Raw genomic sequence first — 16,935 nt, forward strand, 5'->3', positions numbered from 1 at the left:
AGACCCGTTCTCTCTATGAGGTCATAACCTGGGCTTATGGCCGATGTACCGCCCGCCGCCCCCTCCGCCGGATCGTCCTCGGCGGGTTCGCCCGCCGCCCAGGCCGGCGCCCAGTCCGCCGCCGCCCGGTCCGCCGCCGCCCGGTCCGCCGCCGCCCGGTCCGCCGCCGCCCGGTCCGCCGGTCAGCCCGCCGTTCAGCTCGCGCACCGGGTGCCCGATCTCGGTGCGCTGGAACTGCTGCTCGCCGTCGCCAGGCTCGGCAGTCTGGGCCGGGCCGCCCGCGAGCTGGGGATCTCCCAGCCCGCCGCCAGCAGCCGGATCCGGGCCATGGAGCGGCTGCTCGGGGTCGCGCTGGTCGACCGCTCACCGCGCGGCTCGCGGCTCACCGACGCCGGCTCTCTCGTCACCGACTGGGCCCGGCGTGTGGTGGAGGCCGCCGAGGCCTTCGACGCGGGGGCGCAGGCGCTCCGCGACCGCCGGGACTCGCGGCTGCGTGTCGCCGCCTCCATGACGATCGCCGAGTATCTGCTGCCCGGCTGGCTGATAGCGCTCCGCCGGGCCCGGCCCGATACCGCCGTCTCGCTGCACGCGGGCAACTCCGCCGCGGTCGCCGAGCGGCTGCTCAGCCATGAGGCGGACCTCGGCTTCGTCGAGGGCGTGGCCGCGCCGGAGGGGCTCGACTCCGCCGTCATCGGCCATGACCGGCTGCTGGTGGTCGCGGCCCCCGGCCATCCCTGGGCCCGGCGCCGTACCCCGCTCGACCCCGCGGAGCTGGCCGCGACCCCGCTGATCCTGCGCGAACCCGGCTCCGGCACCCGTCAGGTGCTGGACGCCGGGCTCAGCGCCTACGGCGGCCTCGCCGAGCCGCTGCTCGAACTCGCCTCCACCACCGCGCTGAAGGCCGCCGCGGTGAGCGGGGCCGGTCCCTGCGTACTGAGCGAACTCGCGGTCGGCGAGGAACTGGCGGCCCGCCGGCTCGTCAGGGTGCCGGTCGAGGGCATCCGGCTCCGCCGCGATCTGCGCGCGGTCTGGCCGGTCGGCAATCGCCCCGCGGGCCCGGCCCGGGACCTGCTGTCCCTGACCCGCGGAGCTCTGGACTGACCTGACCTGACCCGCCCGTCAGTCCAGGGCTCGGCCGGTCGGGGACAGCGGGTGCCGATGACCCGTCAGGGCCTTGACTGCGCCCCGGAGGTGCCCGCTGCCTCGACCAGTGCGGTCATGACGCGGGTGTCCTCGGCCATCTCGGGATGCCACTGAACGCCGAGGACCCAGCGGGGACCGGGCAGTTCGACCGCCTCGACCGTGCCGTCCGCCGCGACCGCCGAGACGGTCAGCCCCTTCCCGAGCCGGTCCACCGTCTGGTGATGGTGGGTCGGTACGGCGAACTCCTCCGGCACCAGGGCCCCGTAGCGGGTGCCCGCCACCGGTGTCACCGGATGCTCCCCGAAGGTGCCCGCCACTGGTGAGGTGTGGCCGTCCACATGCTGACGGAGCGTCCCGCCGAGCGCCACATTGAGCAACTGCATCCCCCGGCAGATGCCCAGCAGGGGAGTGCCGGAGGCCAGGGCCGCCTCGATCAGGGCCAGTTCCCAGGCGTCCCGCTCCCGGGCGGGCGGTCCGGTACGGGGGTCCCGCTCGGCCCCGTACCGCACGGGCTCCACATCGGGACCGCCCGCGATCACCACCCCGTCGAGCCGCGCCACCATCCGGGACGCGGCCGACGGATCGTCCGGCGGCAGCATCGCGGCCAGCCCGCCCGCGCGCTGGACGAGCCGGGGATAACCGGCCGGCAGCAGCGCCGCGGGCAGGTTCCAGACGCCCCACGCGGCGGACTCCTCCAGATAGGTGCTGACGCCGATGAGCGGCTTCATGGACCGGGCCTCCGTCGTTCGTCGTATGTCGTCCCCGTGCGCGTACGTGTCCGCGTCAGCCTCGTTCGAGCTCGGCCTCGGCCGCGGCCAGCGCCGCGAACTCCTCTTCCGGGGCCGCCGCGACCAGCCGGTGCCGACTGTAGAAGGTGAAGTAGACGAGGGCGACGACATAGACGCCCAGCGCGATGAACGCCGCGTCCTTGTCCACCAGGAACGTCGCGACCAGCGCGGACAGCGCGAGTACGAACGCGACGCCGGAGGTGAGCATGCCACCGGGCGTGCGATAGGGGCGGGGCAGCCCCGGCTCGCGGCGGCGCAGCACGAGATGCGACAGCGCCATCAGCGCGTACGAGATCGTCGCCCCGAACACCGCGACATTGAGCATCCGGCCGCCGTCGCCGGTGCCCGCCGCGAGGGCGAAACCGATCGCGCCCGGGATCAGCAGACCCAGATAGGGGGCTTTGCGGCCGCTCGTGAGGGACAGGAACCGAGGCAGATAGCCCGCGCGGGAGAGCGCGAACAGCTGCCGGGACCCGGCGTAGATGAGGGAGAAGAAGGAGGCGACGAGACCCGCGAGACCCGCGTAGTTCACGAACCGGCTCAGCGCGGTCGGCTCCCCGTCCCCCTGGAGCGCGACCACCAGCGGATTGCCCGCGTCCTGGACGGCGGCCGAACCGCGCGCCCCCGTCGCCGCGAGGAAGGTGATCAGCGCGAGCAGTACGAGCACGCCCATGGCGATCGACAGGGCCTTCGGCATCGACCGGACGGGGTCCTTGGCCTCCTCGGCGGCCAGTGGTACGCCCTCCACCCCCAGGAAGAACCACATACCGAAGGGGAAGGCCGCCCAGATGCCCAGGACGCCGTACGGCAGCCAGGAGCCGGAGCCGAACGCGTCCTGATCGACGGGGATGTCATTGAGCCCACTCGCGTCGAACTCGGTGAAGGCACCGACCGCGAAGATCAGCAGTGCGGCCACCGCGATCGCCGTCACCACCAGGCTGAAGCGCAGCGCCTCGCCCACACCCCAGAGATGGATCCCGATGAAGATCACGAAGCAGGCGAGATAGACCGGCCAGCCGGCCGTCAGGCCGAAGAGATTGAGGGACTCGACATAGTCGCCGATGAAGATGGAGATGGCCGCCGGCGCGAGGATGTACTCGATGAGGATGGCCGTACCGGTCAGGAAGCCGCCCCAGGTGCCGAGCGCGCGCCGGGCGAAGCCATAACCGCCGCCCGCGGTGGGCAGGATGGCGGACAGTTCGGCGAGGGAGAAGACCAGACAGGCATACATCACCCCCATCAGCAGCGTGGCGATCGCGAGACCGCCGAAGCCCCCCTCGGAGAGACCGATGTTCCATCCCGAGAAGTCCCCGGAGACGACATAGGCGACCCCGAGGCCGGTGAGCAGCAGCCAGCCCGCGCTGCCCCGGCGCAGTGTGCGCCGTCGCAGATACTCGGCGTCCCCCTGGGGCGTGTCCCGCCCGGCGGCGCCGTCGGCCGCGGCGGCCGGTGGAACGCGCGAGTCCGTGCCTTCGGACATGATCCGCTCCTGCCTCGGAGTAATGGTGTGGGGCCATACCTTTGCTCCATGAGCGGCCAGGCGCAAGCCCCATGCGTTAATCGGCTGTTACGGATCGGGAAAGCTCCCGGCTCGGCGCGTCGGGCCCCCGGCGCCGGCCTCCGGGCCGCCGGTTCGTGCTGCCCGTCCTTCCGCTCAGGCCAGGAAGCCGCGCAGCAACGCCGCCGTGCCGCCGCAGTGCTCGCGCGCGATCTCGCGCGCCCCGTCCGCGTCGCCGTCGAGCACCGCCTCGACCAGCGCCGTGTGCTGCCGCTGCGAGTGCTCCAGATTCCGCACCAGCAGCGGGATGCAGTCCAGCAGATCGTTCACCGTCGCCCGCACGGCGGCGTACTGCGCGGTCAGCGTCGCCGACCCGGACAGCTCGGCGATCGTGAGATGCAGCATCGTGTCCAGCCTGCGGTACTCCGTCAGTGGCGCGTCCTCAGTGGCCGCCAGCGCCGAGCCCAGCCGCTCCCGCTGCTCGCCGGTGAGGGGATGCGCCGCGCACAGCCCCGCCGCGCCGACCTCAAGCACCTCACGGAAGCGCAGGACGTCCTCGATGTCCACGCCCGCCACCCGGCGCCGCAACTCCTCCTCAGCCCCTCGGGCGGGCGCATCGGGCCGGGGCCGTACGAACGTGCCGCCGTATCTGCCGCGCCGGCTCTCCAGCAGCCCCTGGTCCTGGAGGACCTTGAGGACATCGCGCAGCGTGACCCGGCTGATCCGCAGCCGCTCCGCCAGCTCCCGCTCGGCGGGCAGCCGTTCACCGCCCGCCACCAGCCCGAGCCGTACCACCTGGAGGATCTGCTCCAACGCCTCCTCGAAACCGTTTCCCGCCCGCACGGGCCGCAGCACCGGTGTCAGCGGGTCCGCGTCCGGCGGGTCCATCGGCTCGTTCGTCTTCGCCACGTGGCCGTTTCCCCTTCCCAACCAAAGGTCTTCAGGAATACCTTATGGCTTCCGGCTGACCGAAGGAGGAGTAATCCCGTGGCAGACCGCACACCCCCGCTCCGCGTCGAGGAGCTGCGCGTCCTCGTCGAGGGCGGCGAGATCGACACGGTCGTCCTGGCCTTCCCCGATATGCAGGGCAGACTCCAGGGAAAGCGGTTCGCCGCACGGTTCTTCCTTGACGACGTCCTGGAGCACGGCACCGAGGGCTGCAACTATCTCCTCGCCGTCGACACCGAGATGAACACCGTCGACGGCTACGCGATGTCCTCCTGGGACCGCGGCTACGGCGACTTCGCGATGCGCCCCGACCTCTCCACGCTGCGACGGGTCCCCTGGAACGACGGCACGGCCATGGTCATCGCCGACCTCACCTGGAACGACGGCACCCCCGTCGTCGCCTCGCCCCGCCAGGTCCTCCGCCGCCAGCTGGAGCGCCTCGCCGGACACGGCTACACCGCGTACGCCGGTACCGAGCTGGAGTTCATCGTCTTCAAGGACACCTACGAGCAGGCCTGGGACAGCCACTACCGCGGACTGACCCCCGTCAACCAGTACAACGTCGACTACTCCATCCTCGGCACCGGCCGGGTCGAACCGCTGCTGCGCCGGATCCGCAAGGAAATGGCCGCGGCCGGACTGACCGTCGAGTCCGCCAAGGGGGAGTGCAACCCCGGCCAGCACGAGATCACCTTCAAGTACGACGAAGCCCTCGTCACCTGCGACCAGCACGCCATCTACAAGAACGGCGCCAAGGAGATCGCCTCCCAGGAGGGCGTCTCGCTCACCTTCATGGCCAAGTACAACGAGCGCGAGGGCAACTCCTGCCATATCCATCTCTCGCTCCAGGACGAGCACGGCACCCATGTCATGGCCGGGGACGGACCCGGCGGGATGTCGCCCGTAATGCGCCATTTCCTGGCGGGCCAGCTCGCCGCGCTCCGTGACTTCTCCCTGCTGTACGCGCCCACCATCAACGCCTACAAGCGCTTCCAGCCGGGATCCTTCGCCCCCACCGCCGTCGCCTGGGGCTACGACAACCGCACGTGTTCGCTGCGGGTGGTCGGCCACGGCCGGTCCCTGCGCTTCGAGAACCGGCTCCCCGGCGGCGACGTCAATCCGCATCTCGCCGTCGCGGGCCTGGTCGCCGCCGGTCTGTACGGCATCGAGAACGAGCTGGAACTCCCCGAACCCTGCGCGGGCAACGCCTACACATCCGCCTACGAACAGGTCCCGACCACCCTGCGTGAAGCCGCCGAGCTCTGGGAGAACAGCCCCATCGCCCGCGCGGCCTTCGGCGACGAGGTCGTGGCGCACTACCGCAACATGGCGCGCGTCGAGGTCGAAGCCTTCGACGCCGCGGTGACCGACTGGGAGCTTCGCCGCTCCTTCGAACGCCTGTGAGGAACGACGTGCACGAACACCACGCCGCCGGACATCAGATCCTCAACCCCGCCACCGGCGAGACCATCGCCACGATCGCCGCGACAACCGCGGCGGAGGTCGACACGGCGGTACACAGGGCCGCGGCGGCCCAACGCGGCTGGGCGGCGACCGCCCCGGCCGACCGCGCACGGCTGCTGCGCCGCTTCGCCGTCGTCGTCGACGAACACAACGAGGAACTGGCCCGGCTGGAGGTCCGCGAGGCGGGGCACACCCTCGGCAACGCGCGCTGGGAGGCGGCCAATGTCCGCGATCTCCTGGACTACAGCGCCGGGGGAGTTGAAAGGCTGACCGGCCGGCAGATCCCGGTCGCCGGCGGACTCGACATCACCCTCCTGGAACCGCTCGGCGTCGTCGGCGTGATCGCCCCGTGGAACTTCCCCATGCCGATCGCCGCCTGGGGCACGGCCCCCGCACTCGCGGCGGGCAACGCGGTGCTCCTCAAACCCGCCGAGACCACCCCGCTCACCGCACTGCGACTGGCCGAACTCGCCCTGGAAGCAGGGCTTCCCGAACATCTCTTCCAGGTCCTGCCCGGAGCGGGTGACGTGGCGGGCAACGCGCTGGTCGAGCACCCGGGCGTCGCCAAGATCGTCTTCACCGGTTCCACCCGCGTCGGCAAACAGATCATGGCGAAGGGCAGCGCTCTGCTGAAGCGCGTGACCCTCGAACTCGGCGGCAAGAGCCCCAATCTCGTCTTCGCCGACTCCGATCTGGAGCAGGCCGCCGCGACCGCCCCGATGGCCTTCCTCGACAACTCCGGACAGGACTGCTGCGCCCGCACCCGCATCCTCGTACAGCGCGAGGTCCACGACCGGTTCCTGGAACTGCTCGCCCCCGCGATCGAGTCGGTCATCGTCGGCGACCCGTCCGACGAGAAGACCCAGATGGGCCCGCTGATCTCGGCGGTCCAGCTGGAGCGCGTACGGTCGTACGTCCCCGACGGCGCGAAGGGCATCCGAGGCACCGCGCCCGAGGGACCCGGGTTCTGGTTCCCGCCGACCGTCCTCACCGATGCCGCCGCAGACTCCCCGGTCGCCACCGAGGAGGTCTTCGGCCCGGTCGCGGTCGTCGTGCCCTTCGAGGACGAGGAAGACGCCGTCCGACTCGCCAACGCCACTGACTACGGGCTCGCCGGATCGATCTGGACCCGCGACGTGGGCCGCGCCCTACGGGTCTCGCGCGCCGTCGCCGCGGGCAATCTCTCCGTCAATTCGCACAGCGCCGTCCGGTACGGCACACCGTTCGGCGGCTACAAACAGTCCGGACTCGGCCGAGAACTGGGCCCCGACGCACTGACCGCCTTCACCGAAACCAAGAACGTCTTCATCAGCACGGAGGCCTGACCCATCATGACCGCCCCCACCAATGACGCCATCTGCCGCCGACTGGTCGGCCGTACCGCCGTGATCACCGGAGCCGGCAGCGGCATCGGCCTGGCCACCGCCCGCCGACTCGCCGCCGAGGGCGCGCATATCGTCTGCGGCGATATCGATGAGACCGCGGGCAAGGCCGCGGCCGAGCAGGTCGACGGCACCTTCGTACGTGTCGACGTCACCAATGCCGACGAGGTCGACGCCCTGTTCAGGATCGCCCATGAGACCTACGGCAGCGTCGACATCGCCTTCAACAACGCGGGCATCTCGCCCCCCGAGGACGACTCCATCCTCACCACCGGCCTGGACGCCTGGCGCAAGGTCCAGGAGGTCAACCTCACCTCCGTGTATCTGTGCTGCAAGGCGGCCATCCCCTATATGCGGCGGCAGGGCCGGGGCTCGATCATCAACACCGCCTCCTTCGTGGCACGTATGGGCGCGGCGACCTCCCAGATCTCCTACACCGCGTCCAAGGGCGGCGTGCTCGCGATGTCCCGTGAGCTGGGCGTGCAGTTCGCCCGCGAGGGAATCCGGGTGAACGCGCTGTGCCCGGGCCCCGTCAACACCCCTCTGTTGCAGGAGCTGTTCGCCAAGGACCCCGAGCGCGCCGCGCGCCGGCTCGTACACATTCCGGTCGGCCGGTTCGCCGAGGCCGACGAGATCGCGGCGGCGGTCGCCTTCCTCGCCAGTGACGACTCCTCGTTCGTCAACGCCACGGACTTCCTGGTCGACGGCGGTATCTCCGGCGCATATGTGACGCCCGTCTAGGTCCTGTCCGTATCCCGGTCCAGGCGTCCCCACCACCGCATGCCGGGGGGACGGAGCCGCCTGGACCGGGCCCGCGACACCCCGCCATGAGGAGCACCTTCGGCGCGGGCGCCCTCAGAGGAAGGTGCGGCCCTCACCCCGGTACGTCGGCACGGCCGCCACCACCCGGTCACCCTCGACCAGCTGCAAGGTGTCGAAGCGCTCGCACAATTCGCCCGCCTTGGCATGCCGGAACCACACCTTGTCGCCGATCAGCAGATCGTCGGCGGCCGGTCCGAGCAGGGGGGTCTGCACCTCGCCGGCCCCCTCCTGCCCGTCGTAGCGCAGCCCTTCGGGCAGATACGGCACGGGCAGCCGGTCCGCCCCCGGCACCCCCGACGCCGGGTAGCCGCCGCCGAGCACCGTCACCACTCCGACACCCGGCCTGCGCACCACGGGCTGGGCGAAAAGCGCCGCCGGACGGCCCGTGAACGATGTGTAGTTGTCAAAGAGCCGTGGAACATAGAGCCCCGAGCCCGCGGCGATCTCCGTCACCGCATCCTCGGCCGCCGTGTGCTGGACGCTGCCCGTGCCGCCGCCATTGACGAACTCCAGCTCCGGAGCGACGGCCCGCACCGCGCGCACCACCGCCGCGCGCCGCTCCGCCAGCTCCTTGCGGGCGGCGGACTGCATCAGCCGGATCGCACGCGATCGCAGCGGCCGTCCTGCCAGGGCGTCCCCTACCCCGGCCACATGTCCCTCGTATGCCATGAGCCCGGCCAGCCGGAATCCGGGGCGTCGGGCTATCGATCTGGCGAGCTCGGCCAGTTGGGCCGGCTCGCGCAGCGGGGAGCGCAGTGCACCAATCCTGACCCGCCCACCGAACAGCCGCAAGGCCGTGTCCAGTTCAAGACAGATCCGGAATTCCTCACGTCCGCCGTTCCGCGCCGCGTCGATGAGATCCAGCTGGGCCGGGTCGTCGATCATCACGGTGACAGCGGCGGCGAGCTTGGGATCGGCGGCCAGCTCCGCGTAGGCGGCGCGGTCCGCCGACGGATAGGCGAGCAGTACGTCCTGGAACCCGGCCCGCGCCAGCCACAGGGACTCGGCGAGCGTGAAGGACATGATCCCGGCGAAACCGTCGCGCCCCAGCACACGTTCCAGCAGCGCGCGGCAGCGCACCGACTTGCTGGCCACCCGGATCGGCTTGCCCGCCGCCCGCCGGACGAGATCGTCCGCGTTGGCGTCGAACGCTTCGAGATCGACGAGGGCGAGCGGGGCATCGAGATGAGCGGTGGCGCGGTCGTACCGTGCCCGGTCAGTGGCGCGCGGAGTCATGGAGCGAGCTTGCCAGACGGGATTACCGCACGGTAGGGGGATGATCTGGGCAGATCACCACGTGCCTTCGCGGTCGTTCCCGCCGGGCCCGTTCCACCCCGTAGAGTGACGCACACGCCGCGTCGAACGGGCCTGTTCCGTACGGCGAATCGGTATGCGGTGGGACCGGTCTGCACAGGTGGCACAGGGGGACGGATGAGTACCGAAGCGCGACGCGCTCCTGTACCGCCCGGCCCGGCGGCGCCACCGCCCGGCCCGGAGTCCGAGGCGTCCAAGGCCGCGGAGGACACGTCGGCCGACACTCCGCGCCCGCCGAGATCACGCATCTCGGACGCCCTGCTGCCTCCGCCCGAGCCGGTGCGGATACCACCACCGCCGTCCGGGCCCCCGGCCGCACCCACTGCCAAGTCCCTTCCCCCGGCGGCGAATCCGGCTCCGCGCACGGCAGTCTCGCCGACGCCGACGAGAGCTCCGGCGCCGACGACATCCCCGGCCCCGCGCACGGCGGTCCCGCCAACACCGACGAGAGCTCCGGCGCCGACGACACCCCAGGCCCCGACGGCAGGCCCGACGCCGAGGAGAGCGCCGGTTCCGCCCGCCGGTACAGCCCCGGCGCCCGTCGAGATCACCACCCGCCTCCGGCCGGTGCCACCGGCCCCCGCCGGAGCGCTGCCGCGCGTGCCGCCCCCGCCGCCCCTGCCCCCCAGGCCGCCCCTGAGCCCGCCCGGGTTCCTGTCCGCGCCGCCGCCGCCGTACCCCTGGCCGGGGCAGCGTCCCGAGACGCCCCAGGAGACCACCACCAGGCTGCGTCCCGTGCCCTCGCGGCACCAGCCCTTCCGCGTTGCCGCCGCCCTGGCCTGCGTCGTGCTCGGGCTCGGGCTGATCGGCGGCGCCGCCACCGGGAGCTGGCTGACCGGAGACTCGGCCGCGGAACCCGCCGCCCGTGACACCTTCGCCACCGCGCGCGGCCTCTGGCACAACGTGCCCGTCGACACCCTCTTCCCCCGCACCCTCGCGGGGGACGGCGCCGGGCCAGGCGGAGCGGACCGTGAGTGGACGAGGATCGGCGTCGCACCCGACAGCGGCTGCGCCGGCACCCTCGACCCGCTGCTGCTCGGAACGCTGCGCCCGGTCGGCTGCGTACGCGTGCTGCGTGCCACCTACGTCGACGCCACGTCCACCAGCGTCACCACCGTCGGGCTGGTCTTCACCCAGGCCGACGCCCTCGCGATGGACACTCTGCGCACCAGGTTCCGTGACGAGAACCTCGGTGAACGCGCCGATCTGATGCCCCGTACCTTCCCTGTCAAGGGCACTGTGGCAGGTGCGTTCGGTGACGCCCAGCGCGCGAGCTGGACGGTGAATGTACTCACCGAGGCACCCGTCGTCGTATTCGCCGTCTCCGGCTTCGCCGACGGACGGAAGGTCACCGCTCCCCAGCCCGTCGACAAGGCCACGGCCAAGGGCGCCACCACCGCGCCCGCGCAGTCCGGTCTCGGCCACGAGGCCAAGGGCATCGCGGACCGGATAGAACGAGGCCTGCGCAAGACCGTCAGCGCCCGAACGGCGACCCCTCAATGACCCCGAACCCTCCCGGCGCACCGATGCCCTCCGCACACTCCCTGCCTCCCGGCCCGCCGAGGCTCCCCGGCCCCCCGGTGCCCGGCGGGTTCTCCGGCGCACCGATGCCCTCCGCGCCCGCCGGCCTGCCTGCGCGCCGTCACCGCTTCGCCGCCGCCCTCGCCGCCGCGTCCGTCCTGCTGCTCGTCCCCGCCCCTCCGGCGCACGCCGACGCGATCCGGGCGCAGCAGTGGGCCCTCGACGCCCTGAACACCGAGGAGGCGTGGCGCACCGCGCAGGGCAGGGGCGTCACCGTCGCCGTCCTGGACACCGGCGTCGACGGCGCCCATCCCGACCTGGAGGGCCAGGTGCTGCCCGGCCGGGATCTGATCGGCTTCGGGGCTCGCGACGGCGATCGCGCCTGGGCCCGTCACGGCACCGCCATGGCCGGCATCATCGCCGGACACGGCCATGGCCCCAACCGCGGGGACGGGGTCCTCGGAATCGCGCCCGAGGCGAAGATCCTCCCGGTCCGCGTCATCCTCGAAGGCACCGACCCCGCCCGCGCCAAGGCCCGTTCCTCCAAGGGCGGCGCCCTCGCGGAAGGCATCCGCTGGGCCGCCGACCAGGGCGCCGACGTCATCAACCTCTCCCTCGGCGACGACAGCGAGTCCGCCCATCCGGAGCCGGGTGAGGACGCGGCCGTCCAGTACGCCCTGGCCAAGGGCTCCGTCGTCGTCGCCTCGGCCGGCAACGGCGGCGAGAAGGGTGACCATGTCTCGTACCCCGCGGCCTATCCAGGGGTGATCGCGGTGACCGCCGTCGACGAGTACGGGACACGTGCCGCGTTCTCCACCCGCCGCTGGTACGCCACCATCAGCGCGCCGGGCGTCAATGTGGTCATCGCCGACCCGGACCGCCGCTACTACGAGGGCTGGGGCACCAGCGCCGCCGCCGCGTTCGTCTCCGGCGCCGTCGCGCTCGTACGCTCCGCCCACCCCGATCTCACCCCGGCGCAGATCAAGAAGCTCCTCTCGGACACCGCGCGCGACGCGCCGAAGGACGGCCATGACGACGCCCGCGGCCATGGCCTCGTCGATCCCGCCGCCGCGATCAAGGCCGGGGCGAAGCTGTCCCGTACGGATCTGAAGCGCGAGGCCGCGCGCGCCGACGGGTACGACAAGCAGTACTTCGGCCCCGGCCCCGACGCCCCGCGCGCGGACTCGGAACCCGCCGCCTGGCTCGCCCCCGCGGTGGGCGGGGCCGGGGCCCTGCTGCTGGCCTGCGCGGTCCTGCTGTGGCGCGGCGGCCTCAGACGAACCGGCGTACGGCGCTGACGGCCGCCTCCTCGACCCGCGCGATCCCCGCGTCCTTTGTCGGATGGCCGTCGGACAACACGGCGACCAGACAGTTCCGTACCCGCCCCACCGAGTGGATGACCCACAGACCGCTGTCGCCTCGCGGCAGCCAGCCGTTCTTCAGCGCCCAGTCGCGGCGATCGCGGTCCGTCGCCGCCGCGGAGATCCCCCAGTCCTGACCGGGCACCACCCGCCCCATCAGCCCCGCCAGACAGCGACGCGACCTCTCGTCAAGACCGGCGGACGCCGCCGGGACCGTCGCAGGGCGCGCCATCGCATCCGCGTCGGCGAACACCGCCTTCAGCAGCGTCAGTTGATCGTGCGCGGTGGTGCGGGTGAGCCCCCAGGCGGGCGCCGCCGACGTCCGGGTCATCCCGAGCCGGGCATGCGCCGCGTCCAGTCCCGCCACGCCCCCGGCCGCGGCCCGCAGCGCGGTCGCCGCCTCGTTGTCGCTGCGCTCGATCATGGCCGCCGCGAGACGTTCCTCGCCGGCCGTCAGCCACCTCCCCGAGTCCCGCGCCCGCAGCAGCAGCGCCGCCAGGACCGCGACCTTGACCACGCTGGCGGTGACATACGTCCGGTCCTCGCCGGACGCCCACTCGCCCCCGCCGGCCAGGTCGTACACCGCGACCGAGAGATCCACCCGATGACCGTACGTCCCGCCACGCCCTCTACGCTCGTCCCGTGGCCCTCAAGAACATCCCCGACCCCGGTTTCTCCGACGACGACGGCACCGCCGCTCCCGAGCTGACGGCGGCCCTCTCGGCCTGGGCCGAGGACCGGTCGGCGGAACCACGCGTCCTGGCGGCGCTCAAGGACGCCCGGCTGCTGGTCCCCGTGGTCGCCGTGCTCGGTGAGACGGAGGAGGACGAGGAGACCGGCCTGCGCCGCGAGAAGACCAGCGACATGGCCGTACCGACCCTCCAGGCGGGCGACCGCCGCGCGCTGCCCGCCTTCACCTCCGTCGCCGCGCTGGCCCGCTGGGACCCGGCGGCCCGGCCCGTCGCCGTACCGCTGCACCAGGCGCTCCGGGCCGCCGCGCACGAGCGGGCGGACACGGTCGTGATCGATCTCGCGGGCCCCGTCCCGTACCAGCTCACCGGCCCCGCCCTGCTCGCTCTCGCCGAGGGCCGCACCAGCACCGATCCGCTCGACGACCCCGCCGTCGGCGCGGCGGTACGGTCCGCCGTCGCCGCGGAGCCGGCGGTGCTCCGCGCGCACCTCGGCCCCGGCAGCGCGGACGGCACCCTCGCGCTCGTGCTGGACCCGGCCGCCCGTCCGGCGGAGGCCGCCCGCAGGATCGCCGAGGCCCTCGCGGCCGATGACGTACTGAGGGCCCGCCTGGTACGCGGACTCGACCTGGCGCTGCTGCCGGCCGAGGCCACACCACCGGGCGAGCCCCTCTTCGTACGCGCCTGAAGCGACAGACCCGGATCAGCTCGTACGCGCCTGAAGCGACAGACCCGGATCAGCCGTGGAGACGCTGAAGCCGGATCATCAGCCGTAGACCGGCCCCGTGTACTTCTCGCCCGGACCGTGCCCCGGCTCGTCCGGTACGAGCGATGCCTCGCGGAACGCCAGCTGGAGCGACTTCAGCCCGTCACGCAGCGGAGCCGCGTGGAAGGAGCTGATCTCCGTCGCGCTCGCGTCCATCAGCCCGGCCAGCGCGTGGACCAGCTTGCGCGCCTCGTCCAGGTCCTTGTGCTCGTCGCCCTCCTCGGTCAGACCGAGCTTGACGGCGGCAGCGCTCATCAGATTCACGGCGACCGTGACGATCACCTCGACGGCGGGGACTTCCGCGATATCGCGGGCCATGGCGTCATAGCCGGGGGTTTCCTGGGGGGAGGTCGCGTCGCTCATGCCCCACACGATAGGCGTACCCCCGAGTGGCCCCGGCCGCGGGAGCGGTCGGGAACGGTGCGGTACGCGGGGTTCGCACCACCCCGGGGGAGCTGCTAACCTTGTGTAACGACCGGTCGGACACGTGCGTGCCCGGCCCACAAGTGGAGGCTCCGATCTCCCACCTGGCCGCTCCTCAGGGGCGGCGGGTCACCGGTCAGGTGGTGCCCATCGTTCCGTACGGACGATGGAACCGCCCGATGCGCCCCGTGGCATACGCGCGGCGGTGCTCCGGTATTCGAGGAGCTCCTGCCTGTGTGCCGTCCGGGGCATTTTTGATGTTCCGCTGCGGTTGGTCTGTATACACAGACGTTACGCGGCTGTCTGCCAGGCAGTCGTGTGGTGCTACCGAGGAGGATCCATCAGCGCCGAGCCCCGCATCAACGACCGGATTCGCGTTCCCGAAGTGCGACTTGTCGGTCCCAGTGGCGAGCAGGTGGGCATTGTCCCGCTCGCCAAGGCCCTAGAGCTTGCGCAGGAGTACGACCTGGACCTGGTCGAGGTCGCGGCGAACGCCCGTCCGCCCGTGTGCAAGCTCATGGACTACGGGAAGTTCAAGTACGAGTCGGCCATGAAGGCCCGTGAGGCGCGCAAGAACCAGGCGCACACGGTCATCAAGGAGATGAAGCTCCGGCCGAAGATCGACCCGCACGACTATGACACCAAGAAGGGTCATGTCGTCCGGTTCCTCAAGCAGGGTGACAAGGTCAAGATCACGATCATGTTCCGTGGTCGTGAGCAGTCCCGCCCCGAGCTGGGCTTCCGACTGCTCCAGCGTCTCGCCTCGGATGTCGAGGAACTCGGCTTCATCGAGTCGAACCCGAAGCAGGACGGCCGGAACATGATCATGGTTCTTGGCCCGCACAAGAAGAAGACCGAGGCCATGGCCGAGGCCCGTGAGGCGCAGGCCGCCCGCAAGGCGGAGCGCCAGGGGTACGCGACCGAGGAATCCGCGGACACCGCGGCCGAGGCTCCGGCCGAGGCATCTTCCGAAGCGTGATCCGAGGGGCGCCGGCAAGCGGCGCCTCGGATCCGGTCCGGACCCGAACCACACACAGAGATATGACGCTCCCGAGCGCCGGCCGACCGGCCGGCTGGGAGCGCCACTGACGAGGAGAGAGCGGCGCCATGCCGAAGAACAAGACGCACAGCGGTGCAAAGAAGCGCTTCCGCGTGACCGGCTCGGGCAAGGTGCTCCGGCAGCGCGCCGGCCGTCGCCACTACCTGGAGCACAAGCCCTCGACGCTGACGCGCCGCCTCGCCGGCACCGTCGAGCTCGCGCCGGGCGACGCCGCCAAGGCGAAGAAGCTTCTCGGCCTGTAGTCCGCGCGTCCCGCCGCCGTGGCGCGGGACCAGGACAGCTACAGGGACCATGCCGTTCTTGGATCACGTCACCACCCGTGATCCAGCTACAAGGAGTTAACAAGTGGCACGCGTCAAGCGGGCAGTCAACGCCCACAAGAAGCGCCGGGCAATCCTCGAGGCGGCCAGCGGTTACCGCGGCCAGCGCTCGCGTCTGTACCGGAAGGCGAAGGAGCAGGTCACCCACTCCCTCGTTTACAACTACAACGACCGCAAGAAGCGCAAGGGCGACTTCCGTCAGCTGTGGATCCAGCGGATCAACGCCGCCGCCCGCGCCAACGGCATCACCTACAACCGCTTCATCCAGGGTCTGAAGGCCGCCAACGTCGAGGTGGACCGCAAGATCCTCGCCGAGCTGGCCGTCAATGACTCCAGCGCGTTCGCCGCGCTCGTCGAGGTCGCGCAGAAGGCCCTCCCGAGCGACGTCAACGCCCCGAAGGCCGCCGCCTGATCCCGTCAGGCCGCCGTACTTCCCGCCGGACCCGCAGGCATCGCGCCTGCGGGTCCGGCGCGTTCCGCACGTCCTCGTACGAGAAGTGAAAGAGAGAGCCGCCGTCCATGGGCACCCCCGAGCCGATCTCCCCGCGTTCCCCGCGCGTCACGGCCGCCAGGAGACTCGCCAAGCGCGCCTTCCGCGGCAAGGAACGCCGGTTCATCGCCGAGGGGCCGCAGGCCGTACGGGAAGCCGTGGCCCATCGCGGTGACGGCGGGGAGCCCACGCTGATCGAGCTGTTCACCACCGTCGAGGCCGCCGAGCGATACGCCGACATCGTCGACGCCGCCCGCGCCACCGGGGCCCGGGTGCACTTCGCCCCCGACGCCGTGCTCGCCGAGGTGTCCCAGACCGTCACCCCGCAGGGGCTGCTCGGGGTGTGCCGGTTCCTCGACTCGCCCTTCGAGGAGATCCTGCGCGCCAGGCCCCGGCTCGTCGCCGTACTGGCACATGTCCGCGACCCCGGGAACGCCGGTACGGTGCTGCGCTGCGCCGACGCGGCGGGCGCCGACGCCGTCGTCCTCACCGACGCCTCCGTCGATCTCTACAACCCCAAATCGGTCCGGGCGTCCGTCGGCTCGCTCTTCCATCTGCCGGTCGCAGTCGGCGTCCCCGTCGAGCAGGCCGTCCAGGGGCTCCGGGACGTGGGCGTACGGATCCTCGCCGCCGACGGCGCGGGCGCGCACGACCTGGACGACGAGCTGGACGCGGGCACCATGGGCGGGCCCACCGCCTGGATCTTCGGCAACGAGGCCTGGGGGCTGCCCGCCGAGACCCGCGCCCTCGCGGACGCGGTCGTACGGGTGCCGATCCACGGAAAGGCGGAGAGTCTGAACCTCGCGACGGCGGCGGCCGTATGTCTCTACGCCTCGGCGCGCGCCCAGCGCGTGCGCGGTACGTGCTGAGGGGGTCCCGCTCCGTCACGTTCAGCTAGTACTGTTGCGCTTTCTGGGGCCCACTGAGCTACGCGGAAGAGGTGGGA

General features: G+C 71.9%; 17 protein-coding genes. 11 read left to right on the forward strand and 6 right to left on the reverse strand.

Going from position 1 to position 16,935, the window contains the following annotated elements; genetic code table 11:
* Positions 1-36 precede the first annotated feature (36 nt).
* Positions 37-1,101, forward strand: a complete 1,065-nt coding sequence (locus AB0M67_RS10805) for a LysR family transcriptional regulator (protein WP_365744777.1) — start codon at positions 37-39, stop codon at positions 1,099-1,101.
* A gap of 65 nt (positions 1,102-1,166) precedes the next feature.
* On the opposite strand, the gene AB0M67_RS10810 is transcribed toward AB0M67_RS10805, so the two are convergent.
* The 3 genes from AB0M67_RS10810 to AB0M67_RS10820 form a co-directional block, all read right to left on the reverse strand.
* Positions 1,167-1,871, reverse strand: a complete 705-nt coding sequence (locus AB0M67_RS10810; RefSeq protein WP_365744779.1) for a gamma-glutamyl-gamma-aminobutyrate hydrolase family protein — start codon at positions 1,869-1,871, stop codon at positions 1,167-1,169.
* A 55-nt stretch (positions 1,872-1,926) separates the two neighbouring features.
* Positions 1,927-3,411, reverse strand: a complete 1,485-nt coding sequence (gene eat / locus AB0M67_RS10815; protein WP_365744781.1) for an ethanolamine permease — start codon at positions 3,409-3,411, stop codon at positions 1,927-1,929.
* A 174-nt stretch (positions 3,412-3,585) separates the two neighbouring features.
* The gene (locus AB0M67_RS10820; RefSeq protein ID WP_365745165.1) at positions 3,586-4,317 is read right to left on the reverse strand and encodes an FCD domain-containing protein; all 732 of its coding nucleotides are present in this window, start codon (positions 4,315-4,317) and stop codon (positions 3,586-3,588) included.
* Between the two features lie 99 nt (positions 4,318-4,416).
* On the opposite strand from AB0M67_RS10820, the gene AB0M67_RS10825 reads away from it, so the two are divergent.
* Genes AB0M67_RS10825 through AB0M67_RS10835 form a run of 3 tightly spaced genes read left to right on the forward strand, consistent with a single transcriptional unit; the run spans position 4,417 to position 7,964 of the window.
* Entirely contained in the window at positions 4,417-5,781 is a 1,365-nt protein-coding gene (locus tag AB0M67_RS10825) for a glutamine synthetase family protein (RefSeq protein WP_365744783.1), read from the forward strand.
* Positions 5,782-5,789: 8 nt separating this feature from the next.
* Complete coding sequence (locus tag AB0M67_RS10830; protein ID WP_365744785.1) at positions 5,790-7,166, forward strand: aldehyde dehydrogenase family protein; 1,377 nt, start codon at positions 5,790-5,792, stop codon at positions 7,164-7,166.
* A 6-nt stretch (positions 7,167-7,172) separates the two neighbouring features.
* Positions 7,173-7,964 carry a 3-oxoacyl-ACP reductase gene (locus AB0M67_RS10835; protein ID WP_365744787.1) on the forward strand — a complete coding sequence of 264 codons (792 nt, stop codon included), beginning with the start codon at positions 7,173-7,175 and terminating at the stop codon, positions 7,962-7,964.
* A 114-nt stretch (positions 7,965-8,078) separates the two neighbouring features.
* Here AB0M67_RS10835 and AB0M67_RS10840 read toward each other — a convergent pair whose 3' ends face one another.
* Positions 8,079-9,281, reverse strand: coding sequence for an amino acid deaminase/aldolase (locus tag AB0M67_RS10840; RefSeq protein ID WP_365744789.1), 1,203 nt, complete (start codon positions 9,279-9,281; stop codon positions 8,079-8,081).
* 714 nt (positions 9,282-9,995) lie between these two features.
* Between AB0M67_RS10840 and AB0M67_RS10845 the strand changes: the two genes are divergently transcribed.
* Together AB0M67_RS10845 and mycP are read left to right on the forward strand one after the other, a co-directional pair.
* Entirely contained in the window at positions 9,996-10,862 is an 867-nt protein-coding gene (locus tag AB0M67_RS10845; protein ID WP_365745166.1) for a hypothetical protein, read from the forward strand.
* Between the two features lie 104 nt (positions 10,863-10,966).
* Complete coding sequence (gene mycP / locus AB0M67_RS10850) at positions 10,967-12,178, forward strand: type VII secretion-associated serine protease mycosin (protein WP_365744791.1); 1,212 nt, start codon at positions 10,967-10,969, stop codon at positions 12,176-12,178.
* On the opposite strand, the gene AB0M67_RS10855 is transcribed toward mycP, so the two are convergent.
* Complete coding sequence (locus AB0M67_RS10855; RefSeq protein ID WP_365744793.1) at positions 12,153-12,842, reverse strand: serine hydrolase; 690 nt, start codon at positions 12,840-12,842, stop codon at positions 12,153-12,155. The two genes, mycP and AB0M67_RS10855, sit on opposite strands and share 26 nt — an antisense overlap.
* A gap of 41 nt (positions 12,843-12,883) precedes the next feature.
* Between AB0M67_RS10855 and AB0M67_RS10860 the strand changes: the two genes are divergently transcribed.
* Entirely contained in the window at positions 12,884-13,618 is a 735-nt protein-coding gene (locus tag AB0M67_RS10860) for an SseB family protein (protein WP_365744795.1), read from the forward strand.
* A 78-nt stretch (positions 13,619-13,696) separates the two neighbouring features.
* Here the strand turns inward: AB0M67_RS10860 and AB0M67_RS10865 are convergent, their stop codons facing one another.
* Complete coding sequence (locus tag AB0M67_RS10865) at positions 13,697-14,059, reverse strand: DUF1844 domain-containing protein (protein WP_365744797.1); 363 nt, start codon at positions 14,057-14,059, stop codon at positions 13,697-13,699.
* Between the two features lie 376 nt (positions 14,060-14,435).
* Between AB0M67_RS10865 and infC the strand changes: the two genes are divergently transcribed.
* The 4 genes from infC to AB0M67_RS10885 all read left to right on the forward strand — a co-directional run bounded on the left by infC (position 14,436) and on the right by AB0M67_RS10885 (position 16,858).
* Positions 14,436-15,098, forward strand: a complete 663-nt coding sequence (gene infC, locus AB0M67_RS10870; RefSeq protein ID WP_326612879.1) for a translation initiation factor IF-3 — start codon at positions 14,436-14,438, stop codon at positions 15,096-15,098.
* Between the two features lie 128 nt (positions 15,099-15,226).
* Positions 15,227-15,421 (forward strand): 50S ribosomal protein L35, encoded by a 195-nt coding sequence (rpmI, locus tag AB0M67_RS10875; RefSeq protein WP_030355333.1) that lies wholly within the window; start codon positions 15,227-15,229, stop codon positions 15,419-15,421.
* 103 nt (positions 15,422-15,524) lie between these two features.
* Complete coding sequence (gene rplT / locus AB0M67_RS10880; RefSeq protein ID WP_030355332.1) at positions 15,525-15,911, forward strand: 50S ribosomal protein L20; 387 nt, start codon at positions 15,525-15,527, stop codon at positions 15,909-15,911.
* Between the two features lie 107 nt (positions 15,912-16,018).
* Positions 16,019-16,858, forward strand: a complete 840-nt coding sequence (locus AB0M67_RS10885; protein WP_365744799.1) for an RNA methyltransferase — start codon at positions 16,019-16,021, stop codon at positions 16,856-16,858.
* The last annotated feature ends 77 nt before the right edge of the window (positions 16,859-16,935 follow it).

The sequence above is a fragment of the Streptomyces sp. NPDC051662 genome, assembly GCF_040681655.1.
GTDB lineage: Bacteria > Actinomycetota > Actinomycetes > Streptomycetales > Streptomycetaceae > Streptomyces.